Origin of the sequence: Streptomyces sp. NPDC048496 (assembly GCF_043200055.1) — a bacterium.
Classification (GTDB): domain Bacteria; phylum Actinomycetota; class Actinomycetes; order Streptomycetales; family Streptomycetaceae; genus Streptomyces.
Genome location: NZ_JBICXB010000024.1, coordinates 1 through 17,183, shown reverse-complemented (window position 1 = coordinate 17,183; position 17,183 = coordinate 1). Strand labels below are relative to the sequence as shown.

The 17,183-nt window shown below is 70.8% G+C and carries 20 protein-coding genes and 3 pseudogenes; 13 read left to right on the top strand and 10 right to left on the bottom strand.

Features of this window, described 5'->3' with window-relative positions; translation table 11 throughout:
* Positions 1–251: 251 nt before the first annotated feature.
* Positions 252–446 (bottom strand): annotated as a pseudogene (locus ACGFSA_RS21350) (MerR family transcriptional regulator); the annotation flags it as partial.
* 93 nt (positions 447–539) lie between these two features.
* On the opposite strand from ACGFSA_RS21350, the gene ACGFSA_RS21345 reads away from it, so the two are divergent.
* The 10 genes and pseudogenes from ACGFSA_RS21345 (at position 540) to ACGFSA_RS21300 (ending at position 6,662) form a co-directional block, all read left to right on the top strand.
* Positions 540–665 carry a hypothetical protein gene (locus tag ACGFSA_RS21345; RefSeq protein ID WP_393306416.1) on the top strand — a complete coding sequence of 42 codons (126 nt, stop codon included), beginning with the start codon at positions 540–542 and terminating at the stop codon, positions 663–665.
* 171 nt (positions 666–836) lie between these two features.
* Positions 837–1,268 (top strand): annotated as a pseudogene (locus ACGFSA_RS21340) (alcohol dehydrogenase catalytic domain-containing protein); the annotation flags it as partial.
* The gene (locus ACGFSA_RS21335) at positions 1,268–2,032 is read left to right on the top strand and encodes a GNAT family N-acetyltransferase (RefSeq protein WP_393306414.1); all 765 of its coding nucleotides are present in this window, start codon (positions 1,268–1,270) and stop codon (positions 2,030–2,032) included. The pseudogene ACGFSA_RS21340 and the gene ACGFSA_RS21335, both read left to right, overlap by 1 nt.
* Before the next feature lie 224 nt (positions 2,033–2,256).
* Positions 2,257–3,477: a PP2C family protein-serine/threonine phosphatase gene (locus ACGFSA_RS21330; protein ID WP_393306412.1), complete on the top strand. Its 1,221-nt coding sequence runs from the start codon at positions 2,257–2,259 to the stop codon at positions 3,475–3,477.
* Positions 3,478–3,557: 80 nt separating this feature from the next.
* Positions 3,558–4,229, top strand: coding sequence for a TetR family transcriptional regulator (locus ACGFSA_RS21325; protein ID WP_393306410.1), 672 nt, complete (start codon positions 3,558–3,560; stop codon positions 4,227–4,229).
* Positions 4,226–4,999 (top strand): SDR family NAD(P)-dependent oxidoreductase, encoded by a 774-nt coding sequence (locus ACGFSA_RS21320; RefSeq protein ID WP_393306405.1) that lies wholly within the window; start codon positions 4,226–4,228, stop codon positions 4,997–4,999. Before ACGFSA_RS21325 ends, ACGFSA_RS21320 begins: the two co-directional genes overlap by 4 nt.
* A gap of 55 nt (positions 5,000–5,054) precedes the next feature.
* A pseudogene (locus ACGFSA_RS21315) lies at positions 5,055–5,213 on the top strand (NAD(P)-dependent alcohol dehydrogenase); the annotation flags it as partial.
* Between the two features lie 109 nt (positions 5,214–5,322).
* Entirely contained in the window at positions 5,323–5,664 is a 342-nt protein-coding gene (locus ACGFSA_RS21310) for a DUF6191 domain-containing protein (RefSeq protein WP_393306403.1), read from the top strand.
* A 183-nt stretch (positions 5,665–5,847) separates the two neighbouring features.
* Positions 5,848–6,051, top strand: coding sequence for a VOC family protein (locus tag ACGFSA_RS21305; protein WP_393306568.1), 204 nt, complete (start codon positions 5,848–5,850; stop codon positions 6,049–6,051).
* Complete coding sequence (locus tag ACGFSA_RS21300; RefSeq protein WP_393306401.1) at positions 6,048–6,662, top strand: DUF664 domain-containing protein; 615 nt, start codon at positions 6,048–6,050, stop codon at positions 6,660–6,662. The genes ACGFSA_RS21305 and ACGFSA_RS21300 overlap by 4 nt, the downstream gene beginning before the upstream one ends.
* A gap of 33 nt (positions 6,663–6,695) precedes the next feature.
* On the opposite strand, the gene ACGFSA_RS21295 is transcribed toward ACGFSA_RS21300, so the two are convergent.
* From ACGFSA_RS21295 to ACGFSA_RS21280, 4 genes are all read right to left on the bottom strand, one after another.
* Complete coding sequence (locus tag ACGFSA_RS21295) at positions 6,696–7,733, bottom strand: bile acid:sodium symporter family protein (RefSeq protein WP_393306399.1); 1,038 nt, start codon at positions 7,731–7,733, stop codon at positions 6,696–6,698.
* Between the two features lie 107 nt (positions 7,734–7,840).
* Complete coding sequence (locus ACGFSA_RS21290) at positions 7,841–8,533, bottom strand: phosphatase PAP2 family protein (protein ID WP_393306397.1); 693 nt, start codon at positions 8,531–8,533, stop codon at positions 7,841–7,843.
* Positions 8,530–9,132, bottom strand: a complete 603-nt coding sequence (locus tag ACGFSA_RS21285; RefSeq protein ID WP_393306395.1) for a phosphatase PAP2 family protein — start codon at positions 9,130–9,132, stop codon at positions 8,530–8,532. The genes ACGFSA_RS21290 and ACGFSA_RS21285 overlap by 4 nt, the downstream gene beginning before the upstream one ends.
* Positions 9,132–9,776: a DedA family protein gene (locus ACGFSA_RS21280; protein WP_393306566.1), complete on the bottom strand. Its 645-nt coding sequence runs from the start codon at positions 9,774–9,776 to the stop codon at positions 9,132–9,134. Before ACGFSA_RS21280 ends, ACGFSA_RS21285 begins: the two co-directional genes overlap by 1 nt.
* A 239-nt stretch (positions 9,777–10,015) precedes the next feature.
* Between ACGFSA_RS21280 and ACGFSA_RS21275 the strand changes: the two genes are divergently transcribed.
* Entirely contained in the window at positions 10,016–10,405 is a 390-nt protein-coding gene (locus ACGFSA_RS21275; protein ID WP_393306564.1) for a BlaI/MecI/CopY family transcriptional regulator, read from the top strand.
* Positions 10,402–11,343, top strand: a complete 942-nt coding sequence (locus tag ACGFSA_RS21270; RefSeq protein WP_393306393.1) for a M56 family metallopeptidase — start codon at positions 10,402–10,404, stop codon at positions 11,341–11,343. Before ACGFSA_RS21275 ends, ACGFSA_RS21270 begins: the two co-directional genes overlap by 4 nt.
* Before the next feature lie 263 nt (positions 11,344–11,606).
* On the opposite strand, the gene ACGFSA_RS21265 is transcribed toward ACGFSA_RS21270, so the two are convergent.
* The 4 genes from ACGFSA_RS21265 to dhaK form a co-directional block, all read right to left on the bottom strand.
* On the bottom strand, positions 11,607–12,104 hold the full coding sequence (locus tag ACGFSA_RS21265) for an NUDIX domain-containing protein (RefSeq protein WP_393306391.1): 498 nt from the start codon (positions 12,102–12,104) through the stop codon (positions 11,607–11,609).
* 146 nt (positions 12,105–12,250) lie between these two features.
* A complete protein-coding gene (locus ACGFSA_RS21260) occupies positions 12,251–12,661 on the bottom strand; it encodes a PTS-dependent dihydroxyacetone kinase phosphotransferase subunit DhaM (protein ID WP_393306389.1) in 411 nt (136 codons plus the stop codon).
* Entirely contained in the window at positions 12,658–13,272 is a 615-nt protein-coding gene (gene dhaL / locus ACGFSA_RS21255; protein ID WP_393306387.1) for a dihydroxyacetone kinase subunit DhaL, read from the bottom strand. The genes ACGFSA_RS21260 and dhaL overlap by 4 nt, the downstream gene beginning before the upstream one ends.
* A gap of 48 nt (positions 13,273–13,320) precedes the next feature.
* Positions 13,321–14,313 (bottom strand): dihydroxyacetone kinase subunit DhaK, encoded by a 993-nt coding sequence (gene dhaK, locus ACGFSA_RS21250; protein ID WP_393306385.1) that lies wholly within the window; start codon positions 14,311–14,313, stop codon positions 13,321–13,323.
* An 891-nt stretch (positions 14,314–15,204) separates the two neighbouring features.
* On the opposite strand from dhaK, the gene ACGFSA_RS21245 reads away from it, so the two are divergent.
* Positions 15,205–15,690, top strand: a complete 486-nt coding sequence (locus tag ACGFSA_RS21245) for a transposase family protein (RefSeq protein WP_393306382.1) — start codon at positions 15,205–15,207, stop codon at positions 15,688–15,690.
* Between the two features lie 120 nt (positions 15,691–15,810).
* On the opposite strand, the gene ACGFSA_RS21240 is transcribed toward ACGFSA_RS21245, so the two are convergent.
* On the bottom strand, positions 15,811–17,183 hold a 1,373-nt coding region (locus tag ACGFSA_RS21240; protein ID WP_393306380.1), incomplete at its 5' end, for a transposase.

The following is a 17,183-nucleotide window of genomic DNA, read 5'->3' as shown; positions in this document are numbered from 1 at the left end:
ACTCGGTCGGATTTCTTCTAGTGCCCCTCCCGGCAATCTTTGCCCCGTCGCGCCGCCCAGCACGCTGGCTCGCCGCGTTGGCCACAAGCCCTGGTAGCTCCTTCCTCAAGCTCTCAGCTTCGTTCGAGCAGGGGAGACCCCATCCAAGGACTTCCGGCCGCCTTGCGATCGACAGCGCCATGCCCGCTCAGCGCCGCACACGACCGGCGGGCTGTCCAGGAGCCGTCATGACGCTGACGCTGCGACGCGGTTCAAGCTATGAGCAGGCGGAGGCCGAGATCTGCCGCGTCGAGGTCGGCGAGGTCGCTGTTGCGCTCGGCCCACCGGCCGGAGTCGAGGTCGTCACTGAGGCTTCGCACCGCCCGCTGCTCGGCCTCCGGCCCGACCCTCGTCCACACCGACATCGCACGGCGCACGTGATCCTCCAGGTACGCCCCCGGTCGGCGCGCAGCAGTGTCCCGGCCCGGGAAGGAAACCTGCTCACGCGTGCCGCGTGGTGGGAACCACAACCTCACCCGTGCTGCGACCATCCGCCCGCTGTGACCGTGCCGGCCTCGCAGCCGCTGTGGCTGTTCTGGGAGAACGAGTGGGGCAGGGCCGTCTCGCACGCGCCGGACTGCTTCGTACGCCGCGCCGGGGAGGCCCAGGCCCCCACGTCTGAGTGACCCGCCGGGGCCGCCCCTCAGCTCCGTGTCTGCGGGACGTCGGCGGTTCAGTGCGGCCCTGTGAACACCCCGGCACCCCGGGAATACGTGCATGCCGAATGGACTTTTCGCTGCTGTAGCCCACGGTGGCGGTGCCGACAGCCGATGCCATGAACCGGAGCGAGGGAGCTCATGCCCAAGGCGTACGTATTCACCCGCAACGGCGGACCTGAGGTGGAAGCCTTCGTCGAGCAGGAGGCACCGACCCCCGGGCCCGGGGAGCTCCTGGTCGCGGTCCGGGCGGCCGGAGTGAACCCCGTCGACTGGAAGCTCCGCAACGGGTACACCCGGCCCGGCAGCACGGCGCCGGATTTCCCCGCCGTGTTCGGCAGCGAGGTGGCCGGGACCGTCGAGCGGGTCGGCCCCGGTGTCGAGGGGTTCGAAGTCGGAGACGCCGTCTTCGGCAACCCGCTGAGGGGTGGGTACGCCGAGTGCGCACTGCTGCCCGTCGCGGTAACCGCGCACAAGCCCGACAGCTTGCCGTTCACCGAGGCGGCCGCGGCGCTGCGCGCAGTGGAGAGCGGACACACCCGCGGCAAGATCGTGATCGAGGTGGCCGGCGCATGAGCGCCCCGCACCCCACCACTCGGTCCGGGCACCCGCTGGACAACCCGGCCCGCGCCTCGCTGGCCGGACCGCACGCCCGCTTCGCCGAACGCCGGGGCCGCGTCCTGCGCTACCCCACCGATGTGGCGCCCTGGTTCGCGCTTCCGGACATCCCGGACGCCGACGACTGGGCCGACGCCGCCGCCCTCGCCGGGCCCGGCGCATCCCTCACCCTCACCGCCCTGCGCGAACCGCCGCCCGGCGACTGGGAGATCACCTTTCACGCAGAGGGCGTCCAGTTGGTCGACGCCGGACTGGCAGCTGCCCCGGATCCGGAGTCCGTCCGCCTGGGGCCGGCAGATGTGCCGGAGATGCTCGCCCTGGTCGAACGCACCCGCCCCGGACCGTTCCTGCCGCGCACCGTCGAGCTCGGCACCTACCTCGGCATCCGGCGCGAAGGGGCACTCGTCGCGATGGCCGGGGAGCGCCTGCATCCGACCGGCTACAGCGAGATCAGCGGTGTCTGCACCGACGAGTCCGCACGAGGCCAGGGATTCGCCGGCCGGCTCGTGCTCGCCGTCGCGCACGAGATCAGGGAGCGGGGCGACATCCCGTTCCTGCATGCCTCCGCGACCAACACGAACGCGATCAGGCTCTACGAGTCCCTGGGCTTGCGGCTCCGCCGCCGGACGTCGTTCCTCTCTGCCGTCGTACCGCGGCAGCTGCCGGAGTCCGGGCGCACCGGTGATACCGGTGGCGCGCAGGTGGCAGCCTTGTACTGACGTGTGAGCCGTCTCTCCTCCCTGCCGGGTGACGGAGGTCCTGCGGCCGGTGTCACGGGACCTTCGGCCCGGGACTTCCGGACCGGACACCACCGGCAGGCGCCGACCGAGGATTTTCGGCCCGGCCCCTGAGGCCGTTAGCCCCGTGTCCCGGCCTTCCGATCCCGGGTGCACTGGATGGGAATGCCGGGAACGGGCCGGCACCGACACGAGGAGGCAGTGCCGTGACGATCGGGCACGAGCGCGCGGCGGCCGAGCGGAGGGCGGCGGTGCCGGGCGCCGATGCGGGGGAGGCTGCGGTCTTCGCCCCCCGGGTCGGGGACGGCGTGCTGTTCGGCGGGCTGTTTCTGCTGACCGCCGTGATCCTGACCCTCGACGTGCGTACCGGTGAGGATCTGCAGGTCGTGCCGCTGCTCGTCGTCGTGCCCGCCCTCGTCTCGGTCTTCGGCACCATGCGGCAGACGGTGTACACCGCCGCCTGGATCATGGCGGTCGTCGTCACCTCCCGGCTGGTGTCCGGAGGAACGTTCTGGGACCTCTTCGTCGGCATCGGCTTCACGGTCCTGGCCTGTGTCCTGGGAGTCGGCGCCTGTTCGCTGCGGATCCGCCATGCCATCGAGATCGCCCGGCTGCGCTCCGCGGCCGTCGCACTTCAGCGGCAGATCCTGCGCCCACTGCCCATCCTGACCGACCAGGTCGTCGCCCACGGGGTCTATGCGCCGATCGAGGAGGACCGACTGGTCGGCGGCGACATCTACGAGGTCGTCGAATCACCGTACGGAACCAGGGTGATCATCGGCGATGTGCAGGGCAAGGGGATCGCCGCGATCGGTGCGGGGTTCGCCGCGCTCGGCGCGTTCCGGGAAGCGGCCATCCGCGAGCCCACCCTGGCCGGAGTGGTGGACGCTCTGGAGGACGCGGTCGCCCGCCACAACGCCTTCTCCGCCCAGACCGGCGAGATCGAACGCTTTGTCACGGCCCTGGTCCTCGGCTTCGAGGGAGAGGATCGGGTGGAGGCCGTCAATTGCGGTCATCTGCCGCCCCACCTGCTGCACGACGGCGCGGCAGCCGCTGTCCCGCTCCGCCTCACCTCCGTAGCGCTGGGCATGGCGGAGCTCAGCAGCGAGGCACGCGGCGCGGAGCGGTTCGACTTCCCGGCCAGTGCGACGCTTCTGGCATTCACCGACGGAGTGACCGAGGCCCGCGATGCCTCCGGCGCCTTCTACCCGCTGGACGCCCGGCTCGGCCGTTGGGCCGGGTGTGAACCGCGTGAACTGCTGGACGCGGTGCATGCGGACCTGGACGCCTTCTCCGGCGGCGTACGGCGCGATGACATCGCGATGCTCGCCCTGTGCAAGGCATCGGCCGGCAACCGTCGCCGACAGCCACGGGCGATGCCCGGTCGGGGCGCCCGGAGGGCCGCGCAGACCTTCGGCGAGTGGTGACTGAGAGGCGAGACCCGATCCCCAAATGTCCCGGCGAGACGTATGTCGCGCCGGGACATTTGTAGGTGTGCGGTACAGCTATGAATCCGGAACGGAAGACCCCGGAGAGGCGGAGCCGCAAGGCCCGTCGCACCAGGGACTCACTGGCGCAGGCCGCGTTCGAACTCGTACTCGACCGGGGTCTGAGGAACGTGACGGTCGAGGAGATCGCGGAACACGCGGACGTCGACCGGCGCACCTTCAGCCGGTACTTCACGAGCAAGGAAGCCGCAGTCCTGGACCCGCTCCGGGGCGACGGCGACCGGATCAATGACGCCCTGCGCGCCCGCCCCGCCGACGAGCCCCCGCTGACCGCTTACCGCCGCGCCGTCCTCGACTGGCTCGAAGACCACGAGGCACAGGCCTGGCACCGACGCCCCCGGATCTTCGACCTGCTGGTCGTCGCCGAGGAGGAGCCGACCCTCTACGCGGCGTTCCACCACATCCGGGTGGATGCCCAAGAGGACTCGGTCGCCATTGTCGCGGAGCGGCTCGGCGTCGACCCACGGCTGGACATCCGTCCCGCCGTCACGGTCGCCGCAGGCGCAGGTGCACTCCTCGCAGCCCAGGCCGCCTGGGTTCGCGGCGGACAACCGGACGCCCTGCCCCGACTGGTCGGGCAGGCCTTCGACGCCCTCTGCGGAGAACTGCTCGCGCAGCTTCCCGCCGGGCCGGCGCCGCACAGCACGACGGAAGGAAACGAACCATCATGAGCCCCGCTCCCGCCCCCGCCGACCAGGAGTTCGCCGGCCGGACCGCCCTCATCACCGGCGGCGCCTCCGGAATCGGACTGGCGCTGGCCCACCGTCTGGCGGCGGGCGGCGCGGCCGTCGTCGTCGCCGACTACGACGAGGAGAACGCCCGCAAGGCCGTCGCGGAGCTCGAAAGCGCCGGCGCGAAGGCAGCCGCCGTCGCCATGGACGTGACCGACCCCGCCTCCGTGGAAGCGGGCGTGCAATTCGCCGTCGACGCGTTCGGGGCCCTGCACCTCGCCGTCACCAACGCGGGCATCGGCGGCCCGAGCGCCCCGACCGGCGAGTACGCCGTCGAGGACTGGAACCGGGTCGTCGCCACCAACCTCAGCGGAGTGTTCTACTCTCTGCGGTACGAACTCCCCGCCATCGTCGCCGCGGGCGGCGGCGCCGTCGTCAACATGTCGTCGATCCTCGGCACCAACGGCTTCGCCGGATCCCCCGCCTATGTCGCCGCCAAGCACGGCGCCGTCGGTCTCACCAAGACGGCGGCCCTCGAACACGCCGCACAGAACGTCCGGATCAACGCCGTCGGCCCCAGCTTCATCGACACGCCCCTGCTGCGCAACACCGAAGGCCCGGCCCGCGACCACCTCATCTCGCTGCACCCGGCCGGACGCCTCGGCACCGCGGAGGAGGTCGCCGAACTCGCCGCCTTCCTGCTCTCCGACCGCGCCTCCTTCATCCACGGCAGCTACCACCTGGTGGACGGCGGCTACTCCGCGTCCTGAGTGGCGGACAGGGGACCGAGAACCGGAAGGGACGACGGTGACCTCCCCGTAGCGGGGATCGCGCTCCGAGCTCGCCGAGGTCCTCGGCCTGGCCCGCGCCGGATCGGTCGAGGTCCACGTCGAGACGTACACGCTGGACGAGGCGCCGCTGGTGTACGAGAGGCTGCACGACGGGAGGATCAACGGCCGCGCGGTCAACCTCCCCAACGGCTGACCCCTCCAGCGGTACAGGAGGGAGCGCGGGCTGTCGCCGATGGGCGACGGCCCGCACTCGCGTGCTCCGGAGCGATGCGTACGCCAGGTGCTTCGGCGATACTGGCCCGATGGAATTCGTCGCACTGATGACGCTGCCCGGACTGGTGATCGGGCTGACTCTGGTCGCGTTCGTCGACCAGCTGATGCTGCGCGCCGGGCGGGCGGGGGTGCTGCCGTGGCGCAACGGCGCGCGCCAGGGCCAGGTGTCGGCGACCGGATTCGAGCAGCTGCACGCGACCTTCTCGCCGGGCAAGCAGAGCGAACTCAAGGAGCGCCAGAGCGCCCTGCTACTCCGTGACGACGAGGAGGACGGAGCCCCGCCGAACCGCTCCACCGTCGACCTCGACGGGGGCCGCGCCGTCATCCGTCTCGCAGCGGCCACCCCCTCGCGGGGCCCCGGAACGCTCTGAAGGCTGTCCCGTGAGGGTGTGACCGTTGGGGCGGCGATTGGGGACGGGCGCGGGTGATCTCAGCGGATGATCCGACGTGGAGTGGACCACCTGGCACCTCGGTTGGCGATCTCGACGTTCAACTAGTGGGTTGCCCAGCCGGTCCGGGCCCTACGCCGGCGATGCCACAAAGCGGCACACGAGCTGATCGCACCGGCACGCGTCGCCCACCCCGACACCGGATCCCGTCTGCAGCTCACCCTGTCCGTGGACGACGTGGACGCGATGTGCAAGGAGTTGTCCGCCCGCGGCGTGACACTGCTGAACGGCCCGATGGACCCACCGTGGGGAATACGCACTGCGAGCTTTCGTGACCCCGGCGGTCACATATGGGAGATCGCCCAGTGACCGCGGCGCCGGATACGGAGATCCGGACACTCCTGGCCTTCCTGAACGGACAGCGCCGCCATGTGCTGGGGATCCTCGACGGGCTTGACGCCGATGCGCTGAACAAGCCCGTGCTGCCGTCCGGGTGGAGCTGCCTGGGACTTGTCCAGCACCTGGCACTCGATGTTGAGCGGTTCTGGTTCCGAGCCGTCTTCGTCGGCGACGAGAACGTCATCGACACTCTGAACGATATGGAGGACGCCTGGCAGGTGGCGTCCGACACTCCGGCCGCCGACATCCTCCATCAGTACCGCACGGAGACAGAACTCGCAGACGCCGTTGTCACAGCCGCGACGGCGGACGCCCCGTTGGCCTGGTGGCCCCACCACCTCTTCGGCGAACCGCACCTGCACACCCTTCGAGACGTCCTGCTCCACGCCATCACCGAGACCGCCTGCCATGCCGGCCACCTCGACGCGGCACGAGAGCTCATCGACGGACGACGTTGGATGGTCCTGACAAAGGTGGAAGGGCTTGACACAAAAGTCGGCCACCCCTCGCCGCTCGGGACCTCACGAGACCCGAGAGGCGTAGGGAAACCTACGGGACAGCCTCCAAGGGTTGTCCCGTAATCCTGACGGGCGCACGGGATGACGGGACAGCCCTTACGCTTCGGACGTGGCGGCCCTGCGGCGCAGCATCGAGTCGGCCAGACCGGCACCGCATTTCTGGAGCAGGCTGTACGCGAGGACCGGCAGCAGCACGTGAGGGCTGCCGGACAGGTTCGTCGCCGCCAGCACCGCACCGGCGCTGCTGTTGTTCATCCCGCAGGTGAGCGTGATCACCACGGTGTCGGCCGGGTCGGCCCGTACCGTACGGGCAAGGCACCAGCCGATCGCGAACGACGCCGCACACAGCACAGCCGCCACGACCACCGACGCCACCAGCAGCGCGGGCCGTGGGTTCAGCAGGAACCCGCCCAGTGCGCCCGACGCATTGCTGTAGGTGAGCAGCAGTGCGTCGACCAGCCCGAGCAGCCCGATCCACGGCAGATGACGGGCGAGCGCCCCGGCGGGCAGCACCTGCTGGACGAGGAGCCCGGCGACACACGGCGCGATCACGCTGATCACCGCGAACGCCCCGCCGTTCACCGCGGCCAGCCTCGACAGGTCCTGCGCGTAGTGGCCGACCGTCACCATCGAGGCGGCCGAGAGTGTCAGCGGGATGGTGAACGGGCTCAGGAGCGTGGAGGTCAGGACGATACCGACGATCAGCGACTGGTTGCCGCCCGCCCGGCTTCCCCAGACCGTGGCGCCGCCCGCAACCGGCATGGCGCCCACCAGGGCCAGTCCCGTGAGGAGCCCGCTGCAGCCGTCCGTGTCGGGGAGCCGCCCGAGCGCCACCGCCATGCACGGCAGCAGTGCGAGCGGGATCAGCGTGTTGGCGAAGGTTCCGACCAGCAGCGGCAGCGGTCGGCGCAGGAGTCGCGGCAGGTCCCGGGCGGGCACCCGTAGTGCCGCGGTGAAGAGCAGCCAGGCGAGGAGGAGCGACGGCAGCGTGAGCGGCGTACGGGCCCCGCCGGGTGCGGACACCGCGCCGAGATCCAGCTGCCGCATGGCGAGGCCGGCCTGCGGTAACAGGGCCGCGGCGGCGTAGGCGGCCACTATCGCCCAGGTCAGCCGATGCTGAAGGAGCGCGAGCACACGCGTGACAGCGGGTGGACGCGTGACGTGGTTGGTTCGGACGAGGGGCACGACCGGCGGACGGGGCATCGCACTGGACCTCTGCAGAGGGGGCCGGGACCGGAAGGTCACCTGCGGTGTGCGGGCAGTGCCGTCCGTATCAGCGCGGCCCCGAGCCCCAGCCAGAACGCGGCGAACAGCCATCCGGCCACCACATCAGTCACCCAGTGCACCCCGAGCAGAACCCGGCTCAGCCCGACGGCCGCGGCCCAGCAGCAGATCAGGACGGCGGCGAAGCGGCCGGCCCTGCTCCCATACGCCCGGTGGCCGATCGCCGCCACGAGGAGTCCCGCCATGAGCGCGGACGTCGCGTGCCCGGACGGGAAGGCGAACCCGGAGGCGTGCGTCGCCCAGTCGCCCACCGGCGGGCGGGGCCGGCTGATCGCTTCCATCAGCCCGTAGCGCAGTGCCTGCCCCAGCAGCAGGAAGGCCAGGGCGCCCGCCGCGTACCCCAGACGGTGCCGCAGGTTCCGGCCCGCGATCAGTCCGGCGGCCACCGCGGCGGCGTACGGGAACACGCCCGTACCCGTCGCGGTGACCACCCTGGCCGCCGTGACCAAGGCGGAGGGCCGATGGTGCAGGGACCATGCGTGCGCACTCCGATCGACGGGCAGTACGGCCCCGTGCCGGGCCGTGAGGACCACCACCGTCAGGCCGAGGAGACCGACGAACCCGACCAGTACGGCCCCGAGCGCCGTACGGATACAGGGGTCGATCGGGCCCGCGACGGACCGGCGCCCGGCCTCCGCGGCCTTGATCACCGCGCCGCCACCAATGGGCGCAGCCTGGTCTCGCGCAGCCGCACCACGATCGGGGCGCAGCGCCGGGCGGCGACGGTCAGCGGCCAGGCCACGAGCGCGCCGGTGACCAGCCCGATGAGCACGTCGTGCGGATAGTGCACACCGATCCAGACCCGGGACGCGGCCATCAGCAGCGCCGCGGGGACGGCGATGGCGCCGAGCCGGCGGTCGGTCAGCAGGATCGCGACCGCCGCGGCTGCGGCGATGGCGGCGTGATTACTGGGGAAGGACCAGTCGCCGAGCGGAGGGCACGCTTCCACCGTGACCGCATGCAGGGTCTGGCAGGGCCGTTGTTCATGGACGGCCATCTTCAGCAGGTCGTTTGCCACATAGGCGGCCACCACGACCAGGGGCGCACAGAGTGCCATCGCCAGGCGGGCCGGGGTGTCGGAGCGGGCCCGCCACCAGGCCGCGAGCATCAGCAGGGCGAAGAGCGCGAGACCGAAGTCGGACCAGAGCCGGATCGTGGAGTCCAGAGCGGCGGGGGAGCGCTGGGCGAGCTCGGTGATCCAGGTGTAGAGGCCACCGTCGAGGGAGGTGGCGGCAGAGGCGAGCAGCATCAGCTGTGGTCTCCTTCAGCGGTGCGGCGGCCGCGCGAGCGCATCAGCTCGGTGGCGAGCGGGATCAGGGAAACAACGACCACGACGGCGACGATCGGCAGCAGATAGCGGTCGACATTGGGTACCGACGACCCCAGCCCGTAGCCGGCGAGCACCAGTGCGACGGTCCACACCAGTCCGCCGACGATCTGCCAGATCGTGAAGAGCCGGGCCGGTACGTTGAGCGCCCCGGCCAGCGGGTTGAGTACCGTGCGCACCACAGGGACGAAGCGCGCCAGCACGATCGCGCGCGCGTGTCCGTACTTTTCGAGAAGTTCCTCGGCGCGGGCGGCTCCCGCATGCAGCTGCTTGGCCCGGCTCCGGGCCAGCAGGGCGCGGCCGCCGCGGCGCCCGATCCAGTACCCGGTCTGGGCGCCGAGGAGTGCGCCGACCACTGCAGCGATGAGCACCTGTGACAAGGAGAGGTGGACCGCGCCGTGGTTACCGGGCACGCTCAGCAGCCCCGCCGTGAAGAGCAGGGAGTCGCCGGGGAGGAAGAATCCGACGAGCAGCCCCGTCTCCGCGAACAGCACGACCGCGATGCCGAGCGCGCCGAACGTGGCGAGCAGTGATCCTGCGTCCAACAGGTTCACCGCCTGCGGCATCGCTGCCAGTGAGGATACGGACACGGCGGAAGGCCTCCCATAATGGTGACTGGGCGCACCGACGGGACGCCCGACTGACTACAGTGCTGTAGACGGTCTACGTCACTGTAGACGCTCGGAGCAGGAGGAGGGTTCCCATGTCCCACGTGCAGGGGATATCCAGCGAGGATCCGAACCCTCGCGCGGACGGCAAGCCGACCTCCGGTCCAGGCAGCGAGTCGGCCCAGGCTTCCGCTTCGGTGCCCGGGCAGGTACCGGGGCCCTCCTCGGCGCCGGAACGGCGACCGGCCGGCGAGCTGGAATCCACCGTTCTCGCGGCTCTGTGGACGGCTGACACCCCGCTCACCCCTGGTCAGGTGCAGGGCGCCCTCGGCGCGCCCCTCGCCCGCACCACCGTCACCACGATCCTGACCCGGCTGTACGAGAAGGGCACGGTCGCCCGTACCCGCGCCGGGCGCGGCTTCGCCTACACCCCCACCGAGGATGCGCCCGGCCTCACCGCCCGCCGGATGCACAGCGAACTGCAGAAGGAAGAGGACCGCAGCACCGTGCTGGCCCGATTCGTCTCGCAGCTCACCGACGAGGACGAGCAGCTGCTCCGGGAGCTGCTCGACGGAGACGCCCCATGATGTACGCCGTATGGGTTCCACTGCTCATGCCGTTCGTCGCGGTTCCCGCCGCCCGCCGTCTGGCGGACGCCCTGGCGCCCCTGCGTGCCGTTCGGCTGCTCGCCTCGACGGCCGTGGGTCTCGCCCTGTGCAGCACGCTCGCCCTGGTGCTGCTGGTGGTGCCCGGCGCGACCCAGCTGTCCGCGGTCGCCGCGGTCGGTGAACTCGTCAAGCCGCTCGCCGACGCGCCCGCCGCCGTGGCCGTCCCGCTCGCCCTTGCCGCCTTGGCCCTGCTGGCCGGCTGCACCGCCGCGGTGGTCCGTACCGCCCGCCGCCACTGGGTGGAGCTGCAGCGCGCCAGGCAGTCGGCCGAATGCTCAAGCGGTGAACTGGCCGTCCTGCGCGACAGCCGCCCCGACGCCTATGCGCTGCCCGCACTCCCGGGCAGCCCCGGCCGGATCGTCGTCACCACCGGCATGCTGCGCGCCCTGAACCCCGCCGAACGGGACGCCCTGCTCGCGCACGAGCGTGCCCATCTCGCGGGCCGCCACCACCTCTACCTCGCTGCTACCGAGCTCGCCGCCCTCTGCCATCCCGCTCTGCGCTCGCTGCGCGCGCCCATGGGCTACGCCCTGGAGCGCTGCGCCGACGAGGCGGCGGCCGTCGCTGTCGGCGACCGGCGGGTCGCCGCGCGCGCGATCGGCCGCGCGGCGCTCGCCGCGCGGGCGGCGGAAGGGGTGCGGGCGCGCCCCCGTGTGGCGCTCGCGGCGGCGGCGGGACCGGTTCCGCGCCGGGTCGCGGCGCTGCTCGGCCGGGTCACCCACCGGCCAGGCGTCGGCCGCGCCGCGGCGGCCGCGCTGCTGGCCTGCCTGATCCTGTCCGGGTCCGCCGCGCTCGAAGCGACGAACGATCTGCACAGCAGCATCGAGGTCGCACAGGGCGAGGTCCCGCAGCACTGACCGCGCGAGGCGCCTGCGGCGTGCGTGGCGCACGGTTCCTCATCCGCCTCAGAAGTTGACCATTGCAACAGCCTTGACGCCTGGGAACCGCTCGGTGACCCTCGCGTGGGCGCGTTCCCGTACCTTCGCCGAGACAGAGGGCTGATCCATGCGTACGACGGCAACAGTCCTCAGATCCATGAACGCCGTCGTCGGCCGGCAGGGCTCCGGCGAACACATCCTGCACAGCCCGGAGATCAACCGGGCGGCCCGCGCGTAGCGGCTCAGGGCACGTCCGGCGCCTGCCCACCCCGCACATGGTCCCGCAGCCGGTCGACGAAGACCCGTTGGCCCGCGACGAGACGCTCCGCCGCCTCCTCCGGTGTGCACCAGGCGAACCGGTCGATCTCCGGGAACTCCCGCTGCACGCCCGACCCCCGAGGCCACTCCATGGTGAACGTCTCCGGCTCGGCCCGGGCCGGATCGGCATCACCCTCCAGAGCCCACACCACCACCGTCTTGCCGCCGGCCTGGCGGGACTCACCGAGCGGCACCCACTCCCCGTCCGGCGCCGGATGGCCGAACTCCTCCTCGAACTCACGGCGGGCAGCGGCCTCGGGTTCCTCTCCGGGCCCGTACTCACCCTTGGGGACGGACCACGAGGCAGCCTCGCGGCCCGCCCAGAAGGGGCCACCCATGTGCCCGAGGAACACCTCGAACCCAGCGCCCCCGTCCGCCGACCGGAACAGGAGAAGACCCGCACTGCGCTTCCGAGATGACATGCCGTCAAGTCTTCCCCATGGCCGCGGGTGTCATCGACTCGCCGCACCCTGTTTCCCCTGAGGTTCCCGAGGCCCCCTGATACGTGGCGGTACGCGCGGTCATGCTGTCCGTCGACAGCGCTTACTGCCCGCGCAACCGTCGCCATTCACAGCTTGCGGTAGCCGTAAGCCTCCGTCGCCGCGGCCTCCACCGCGGCAAGATCGCCGCCTGCCGACGCCGTGACGAGTGCGGCGACCGCGCCCTCCACGAACGGCGCATCCACCAGCCGCGCCCCGTCCGGCAGTTCGTCTCCCTCGGCCAGCATCGCTTTGACCGTGAGCACCGCACTGCCCAGGTCGACCAGCACCGCGATGCCCACGCCGCCGTCGACCTTCCGGGCCGCCTCGGCGATGAGCTCCGCACTGGTTCCGAGCGCACCCGACGGCGTGCCGCCGGCCGCGGCCACGGGCGCTGTCGCACCACCGGCTGCCAGCCCCTTGGCCAGCTCGGCCACTGCCTCGGCCACCGGCCCGCTGTGCGACACAAGCACGATTCCTACCTGCTTCTCTTCGCTCACGAGCTGCCTCCACCGCGCTCGTACGACTCCGCCAGCGCGGCGATCAGCAGCGCGGACGACGTCGCACCCGGATCCTGATGCCCGATGCTGCGCTCACCCAGATAGCTGGCCCGGCCCTTGCGCGCCTGCATCGGCACGGTCGCGGTCGCACCCGCCTCGGCCGCGTCCCGGGCAGCGGCGTACGACGTACCGAGCGCTTCCACGCCCGGCAGCAGCGCGTCGAGCATGGTCTTGTCCCCGGCCTGCGCACCGCCCAGCAGTCCCACGGCGGCGACACCTGCGGCGAACGCCTCGGCCAATTGCTCATTCGTCACGACGGGCGCATAGCCCAGCGCCTTGCCCGTACGTCGCAGCAGCGTCCCGTACAACGGCCCCGACGCCCCGCCGACCGTCGAGATCAACTGCCGCCCCGCAAGCGTCAGTACGGCCCCCGGCGTCTGCGGGTCATCCTTCTCCAGTACCGCGGTCACCGCGGCGAATCCGCGCTGCATATTGCTGCCGTGATCGGCGTCCCCGATCGCCGAGTCGAGTTCGGTGAGGCGATCTGCCTCACGGTCCACAGCGGCTGCGGTTGTGGTCATCCACCGGCGGAAGAAGTCAACGTCGAGCACATGGATCTCCTTGTCCCTGGAACAACGTCATGGGCGTACGGCCGCTCCTCAACGGCCCCAGCGGAGCGCGGGCGTCTCGACCGGCGCGTCCCAGAGCCGCAGCAACTCCTCGTCCACCTGGCAGAGCGTCACCGAACAGCCCGCCATGTCGAGCGAGGTCACATAGTTCCCCACGAGCGTACGAGCCACGACGACATGCCGCTCGGACAGCACCCGCTGCACCTCGGCATTGAACCCGTACAGCTCCAGCAGCGGCGTCGCCCCCATCCCGTTGACCAGCAAGAGCACCGGATTGTCCGGCCGCAGATCCTCCAGAATCGCGTCCACTGCGAAGTCCGCGATCTCCCCCGACGTCATCATCGGACGCCGTTCCCGCCCCGGCTCGCCGTGGATGCCGATGCCCAGTTCGAGCTCGCCCGGCGGCAGATCGAAAGTGGGAGAGCCCTTGGCCGGGGTGGTGACGGAGCTCAGCGCCACCCCGAAACTCCGTGACGCCTCGTTCACCTGCCGGCCGATGGCCTCCACCCGCTCCAGCGGCGCACCCTCCTCGGCCGCCGCCCCGGCGATCTTCTCGACGAACAGCGTCGCCCCCGTGCCCCGCCGTCCCGCCGTGAACAGACTGTCCGTCACGGCCACGTCGTCGTTGACGAGCACCTTCGCGATCTGCACGCCCTCGTCCTCGGCGAGCTCGGCGGCCATTTCGAAGTTCAGCACATCGCCGGTGTAGTTCTTGACAACGAACAGCACCCCCGCGCCACTGTCGACGGCGGCGGCGGCGCGCACCATCTGGTCCGGAACCGGCGACGTGAACACTTCCCCGGGACAGGCGGCGGACAGCATTCCGGGCCCGACGAACCCGGCATGCAACGGCTCATGCCCGGACCCGCCCCCGGAGACGAGCCCCACCTTTCCGGCGACGGGCGCGTCACGCCGTACGACGACACGGTTGTCCACATCCACAGTCAGCTCGGGATGGGCGGCGGCGATGCCGCGCAGGGCGTCCGCGACGACGGTCTCGGGGACGTTGATCAGCATCCTCATGGGTACCTCCTGAAGAGATTAGCAGGCGAGCCCTGTACCTGCGTTTGCCGAGGTCAGAGCACGTAGGGCCAGTTGTCGATCTTGGCGGTCCGTGACGGTCCGGGGCGGGTCCTGGCGGTGCTGATGCTGACCTGATGCCGACTTCGGTGATGGCCCGTCAAGTCCTGCGGTGATCGGTTGTGGGACGACTGCACATCCTGTTGACGGCAGTATCGACCTTGCGGCAGCGAAGGTCACCCTACCGTCGCCCTGGGGCGACGGTAGGGGTGATCGAGGTCAGGGCGGCTGCCCATGCGAGTTGCAACCACGGACCCATAGGGGGCGGCGTACCCGTCGCCAGGCTGACGGTTGCTCACCGCTGCCGGACTGTGGTGGAGGAGACCCAGACGCGCTCCGGGCATGGTGCCCGGCTACGCCATCAGGTGCGGTCTCCGGGCGGCCGACCAGGGCAGATATTGGCCGACCGGCGCAGGGAACGTCTTGACTCGAAGGTGGGGCGAATGGAGGACGATATCTCGGCACGGTTTGTCAGCGCCGCCCGCTACAGCGAGTGAATCGGTGCGGAGTACCCAGGAGGCCAAGTTGGAGCTCAGCCGGCGTACCGTCCGGGACCTGGCAGAAATGATCTGCGGCGATGACATCCCGGTGTTGAGGCACTTCACCTACCGCAGCAGCAGCCACCTCACGGACAGGGCTGTTGCAAAGTCACGTGATCTTGTGAGTGCGCTGGTCGGAGTCCTGGCCGTGGGCTGCGTGTCCAACGCAACGAAGTGCCGTTGGAGCAAGTGACCTTCCCAAGTCGCTTGCGTCCTACGGAGCTTCGATGTGCCGCCAGTCTGCCATGCCCTGTCTCGTGAAGTTTCCTGTTCTCGAGGGGTGTCGGGGCTGTCGGTGGCCGAGCGGCTGGTCAGGCTGCCTGACCCGCGCCGTCGGCGCGGGGTGCGTCACCCGTTCGTGAGCGTGCTGCAGATCGCCGCCTGTGCGGTACTGGCCCGTGCGCGCTCGTACGCGACGATCGGCCAGTGGGCCGCCGAGGCCCCGCAGCACACCCTGGCCAGACTCGGCGCCCGGTGCGCCACTGCGTTCGCGGTCAGGATCGCGCCGAGTTCCGCCACCGTCCGCCGCGTGACCACGTCGGTGTGCCCCGGCGGCCTGGCCGACCTGCTGGGATGCGACCCGCATGGCGCCGACACCGTGGCCATCGAAGGCAAGAGGGCCTGGGGCTCGCGCCGCGGCGACAGGCCGGCCGCACACCTGCTCGCCGCCCTCACGGGCACCGGCCAGATCGTCACCCAGCTGTCAAGCGCAGCGACGACGCCGAAGGCTTCCAGATTCTGCCGCGCCGCTGGGGAAATGACGCTCGTGACGCTCATTTGACGCCCGTACTGATGGGTTGTCAGGAGCTCTGTGCCGCTGGTCAGGCGATCTGCTGACTACGTGAGTGTGGTAGGTCGCTGTGAAGTTCCCCCAAGGCCGGGTAGTTAGCGTTTCCGCAGGTCACGCAAGGGATCTGTTGTCCTGGGCGACAGCTGTGTAGCGGCCTGTGCGGACTCTCTTGATCATTCCTTTCTCGGTCCAGCGGGCGAGTTGTCGGTAGGTGGCGACGAGAGTGACGTCACCGAGCAGCTCGGCGATCTCCCTTGCGCGCCACAGCCGTTCGGGCTCTGCCTGCAGGATGGCCAGGACGCGGGCCGGGCGGCTGCTGGTCCTTCCGGGACCGGCGTACTGGGGGACGGTCGTTGTGGGGAGTTCGGGCTGCGGGGTCGGCGGCGGCAGGAGAGTGATCGTCGTCGACGTCACGACCCGGCTGCTGTCAGGACGGCCGTCCAGTTTCCGTTCCGCGTAGCGCGAGATGGGCGACTTCACCTTGCGGGTGCTGACGCGGGACCGCCGGGCGGGCAACAGCGCAGACAGGACGCGGCGGCCGATTGCCCCGATGCCCTGCTCGAAGATTCCTTCCGCGCAGACCAGCAGGTCGCGAGCGGTTTGGAGGGCGATGGTGAAGCTGCAGCGGTCGGGATCCGTGCCGGGCTGGGACTCCGCGGCCTCGACCATGGTGCGGCGCAGGAGCTGGTAGAGGGTGAGCAGGGCCCACATCTCCTGCTCGACGCCGACCGGGTCGTGCGAGCGCAGGACACGTCCGTGCAGGATGGTATGGCGCAAGACGTAGTAGGCGCTCTCGTGCTCCCACCGCTCGTGATAGAGACGCACGAGGCGGTCGGCCGGGTGGTGGCGGGCGTCCAGGAGCGTGGTGGCCAGACGGTAGGAGCCCTCGAAGGTGCTGCCGTCCGTGCAGGTGACGTTCACCCGGGCTTCGATGACGCGCACCGCGACGCCGCCGATGACCGAGAGGTAGGAGGAGTCGGCGAGTGGCTTGAGGACCGGTGGGCGGCGGCGCTGGTTGATGCGGCCCAGGACTCGTGCGCCGGTGGCGTGCACGGCGGCGAGGAAGTCGTTGCCGTCGAAGCCACGGTCCCACAGCACCAGCATGTCGGGGCCCAGATGGTGCAACAGCCGGGTGGCATAGGAGGTTTCGCCCTCCCGGGTGGGGCCGAAGACGGCTGCGATCACGGCCCGGGTGCCGGTCTCGACCAGCGTCATCAGCTCGACCTGGGGATAGCCGCCGTGCGGACACCGTCCCAGCCAGCCCCGGTTGCGCTCGCTGTCCGGCACCTTGATCGAGCTGCAGCCGTCGAACGACACCGTCCGATACGGGCCGAACCGCACGCCGGGCGTAGTCGGCCGGGCCAACGGTCCGGCCAGTACCTCGAACAACGCCCGCACCGGCGCGCTGCCGAGTCTGCGGCGCAGGTCACGTAGCGCTTTCGTGCTCGGGCAGACGACAGGCATCCCCGACAGGCCGGCGGTCA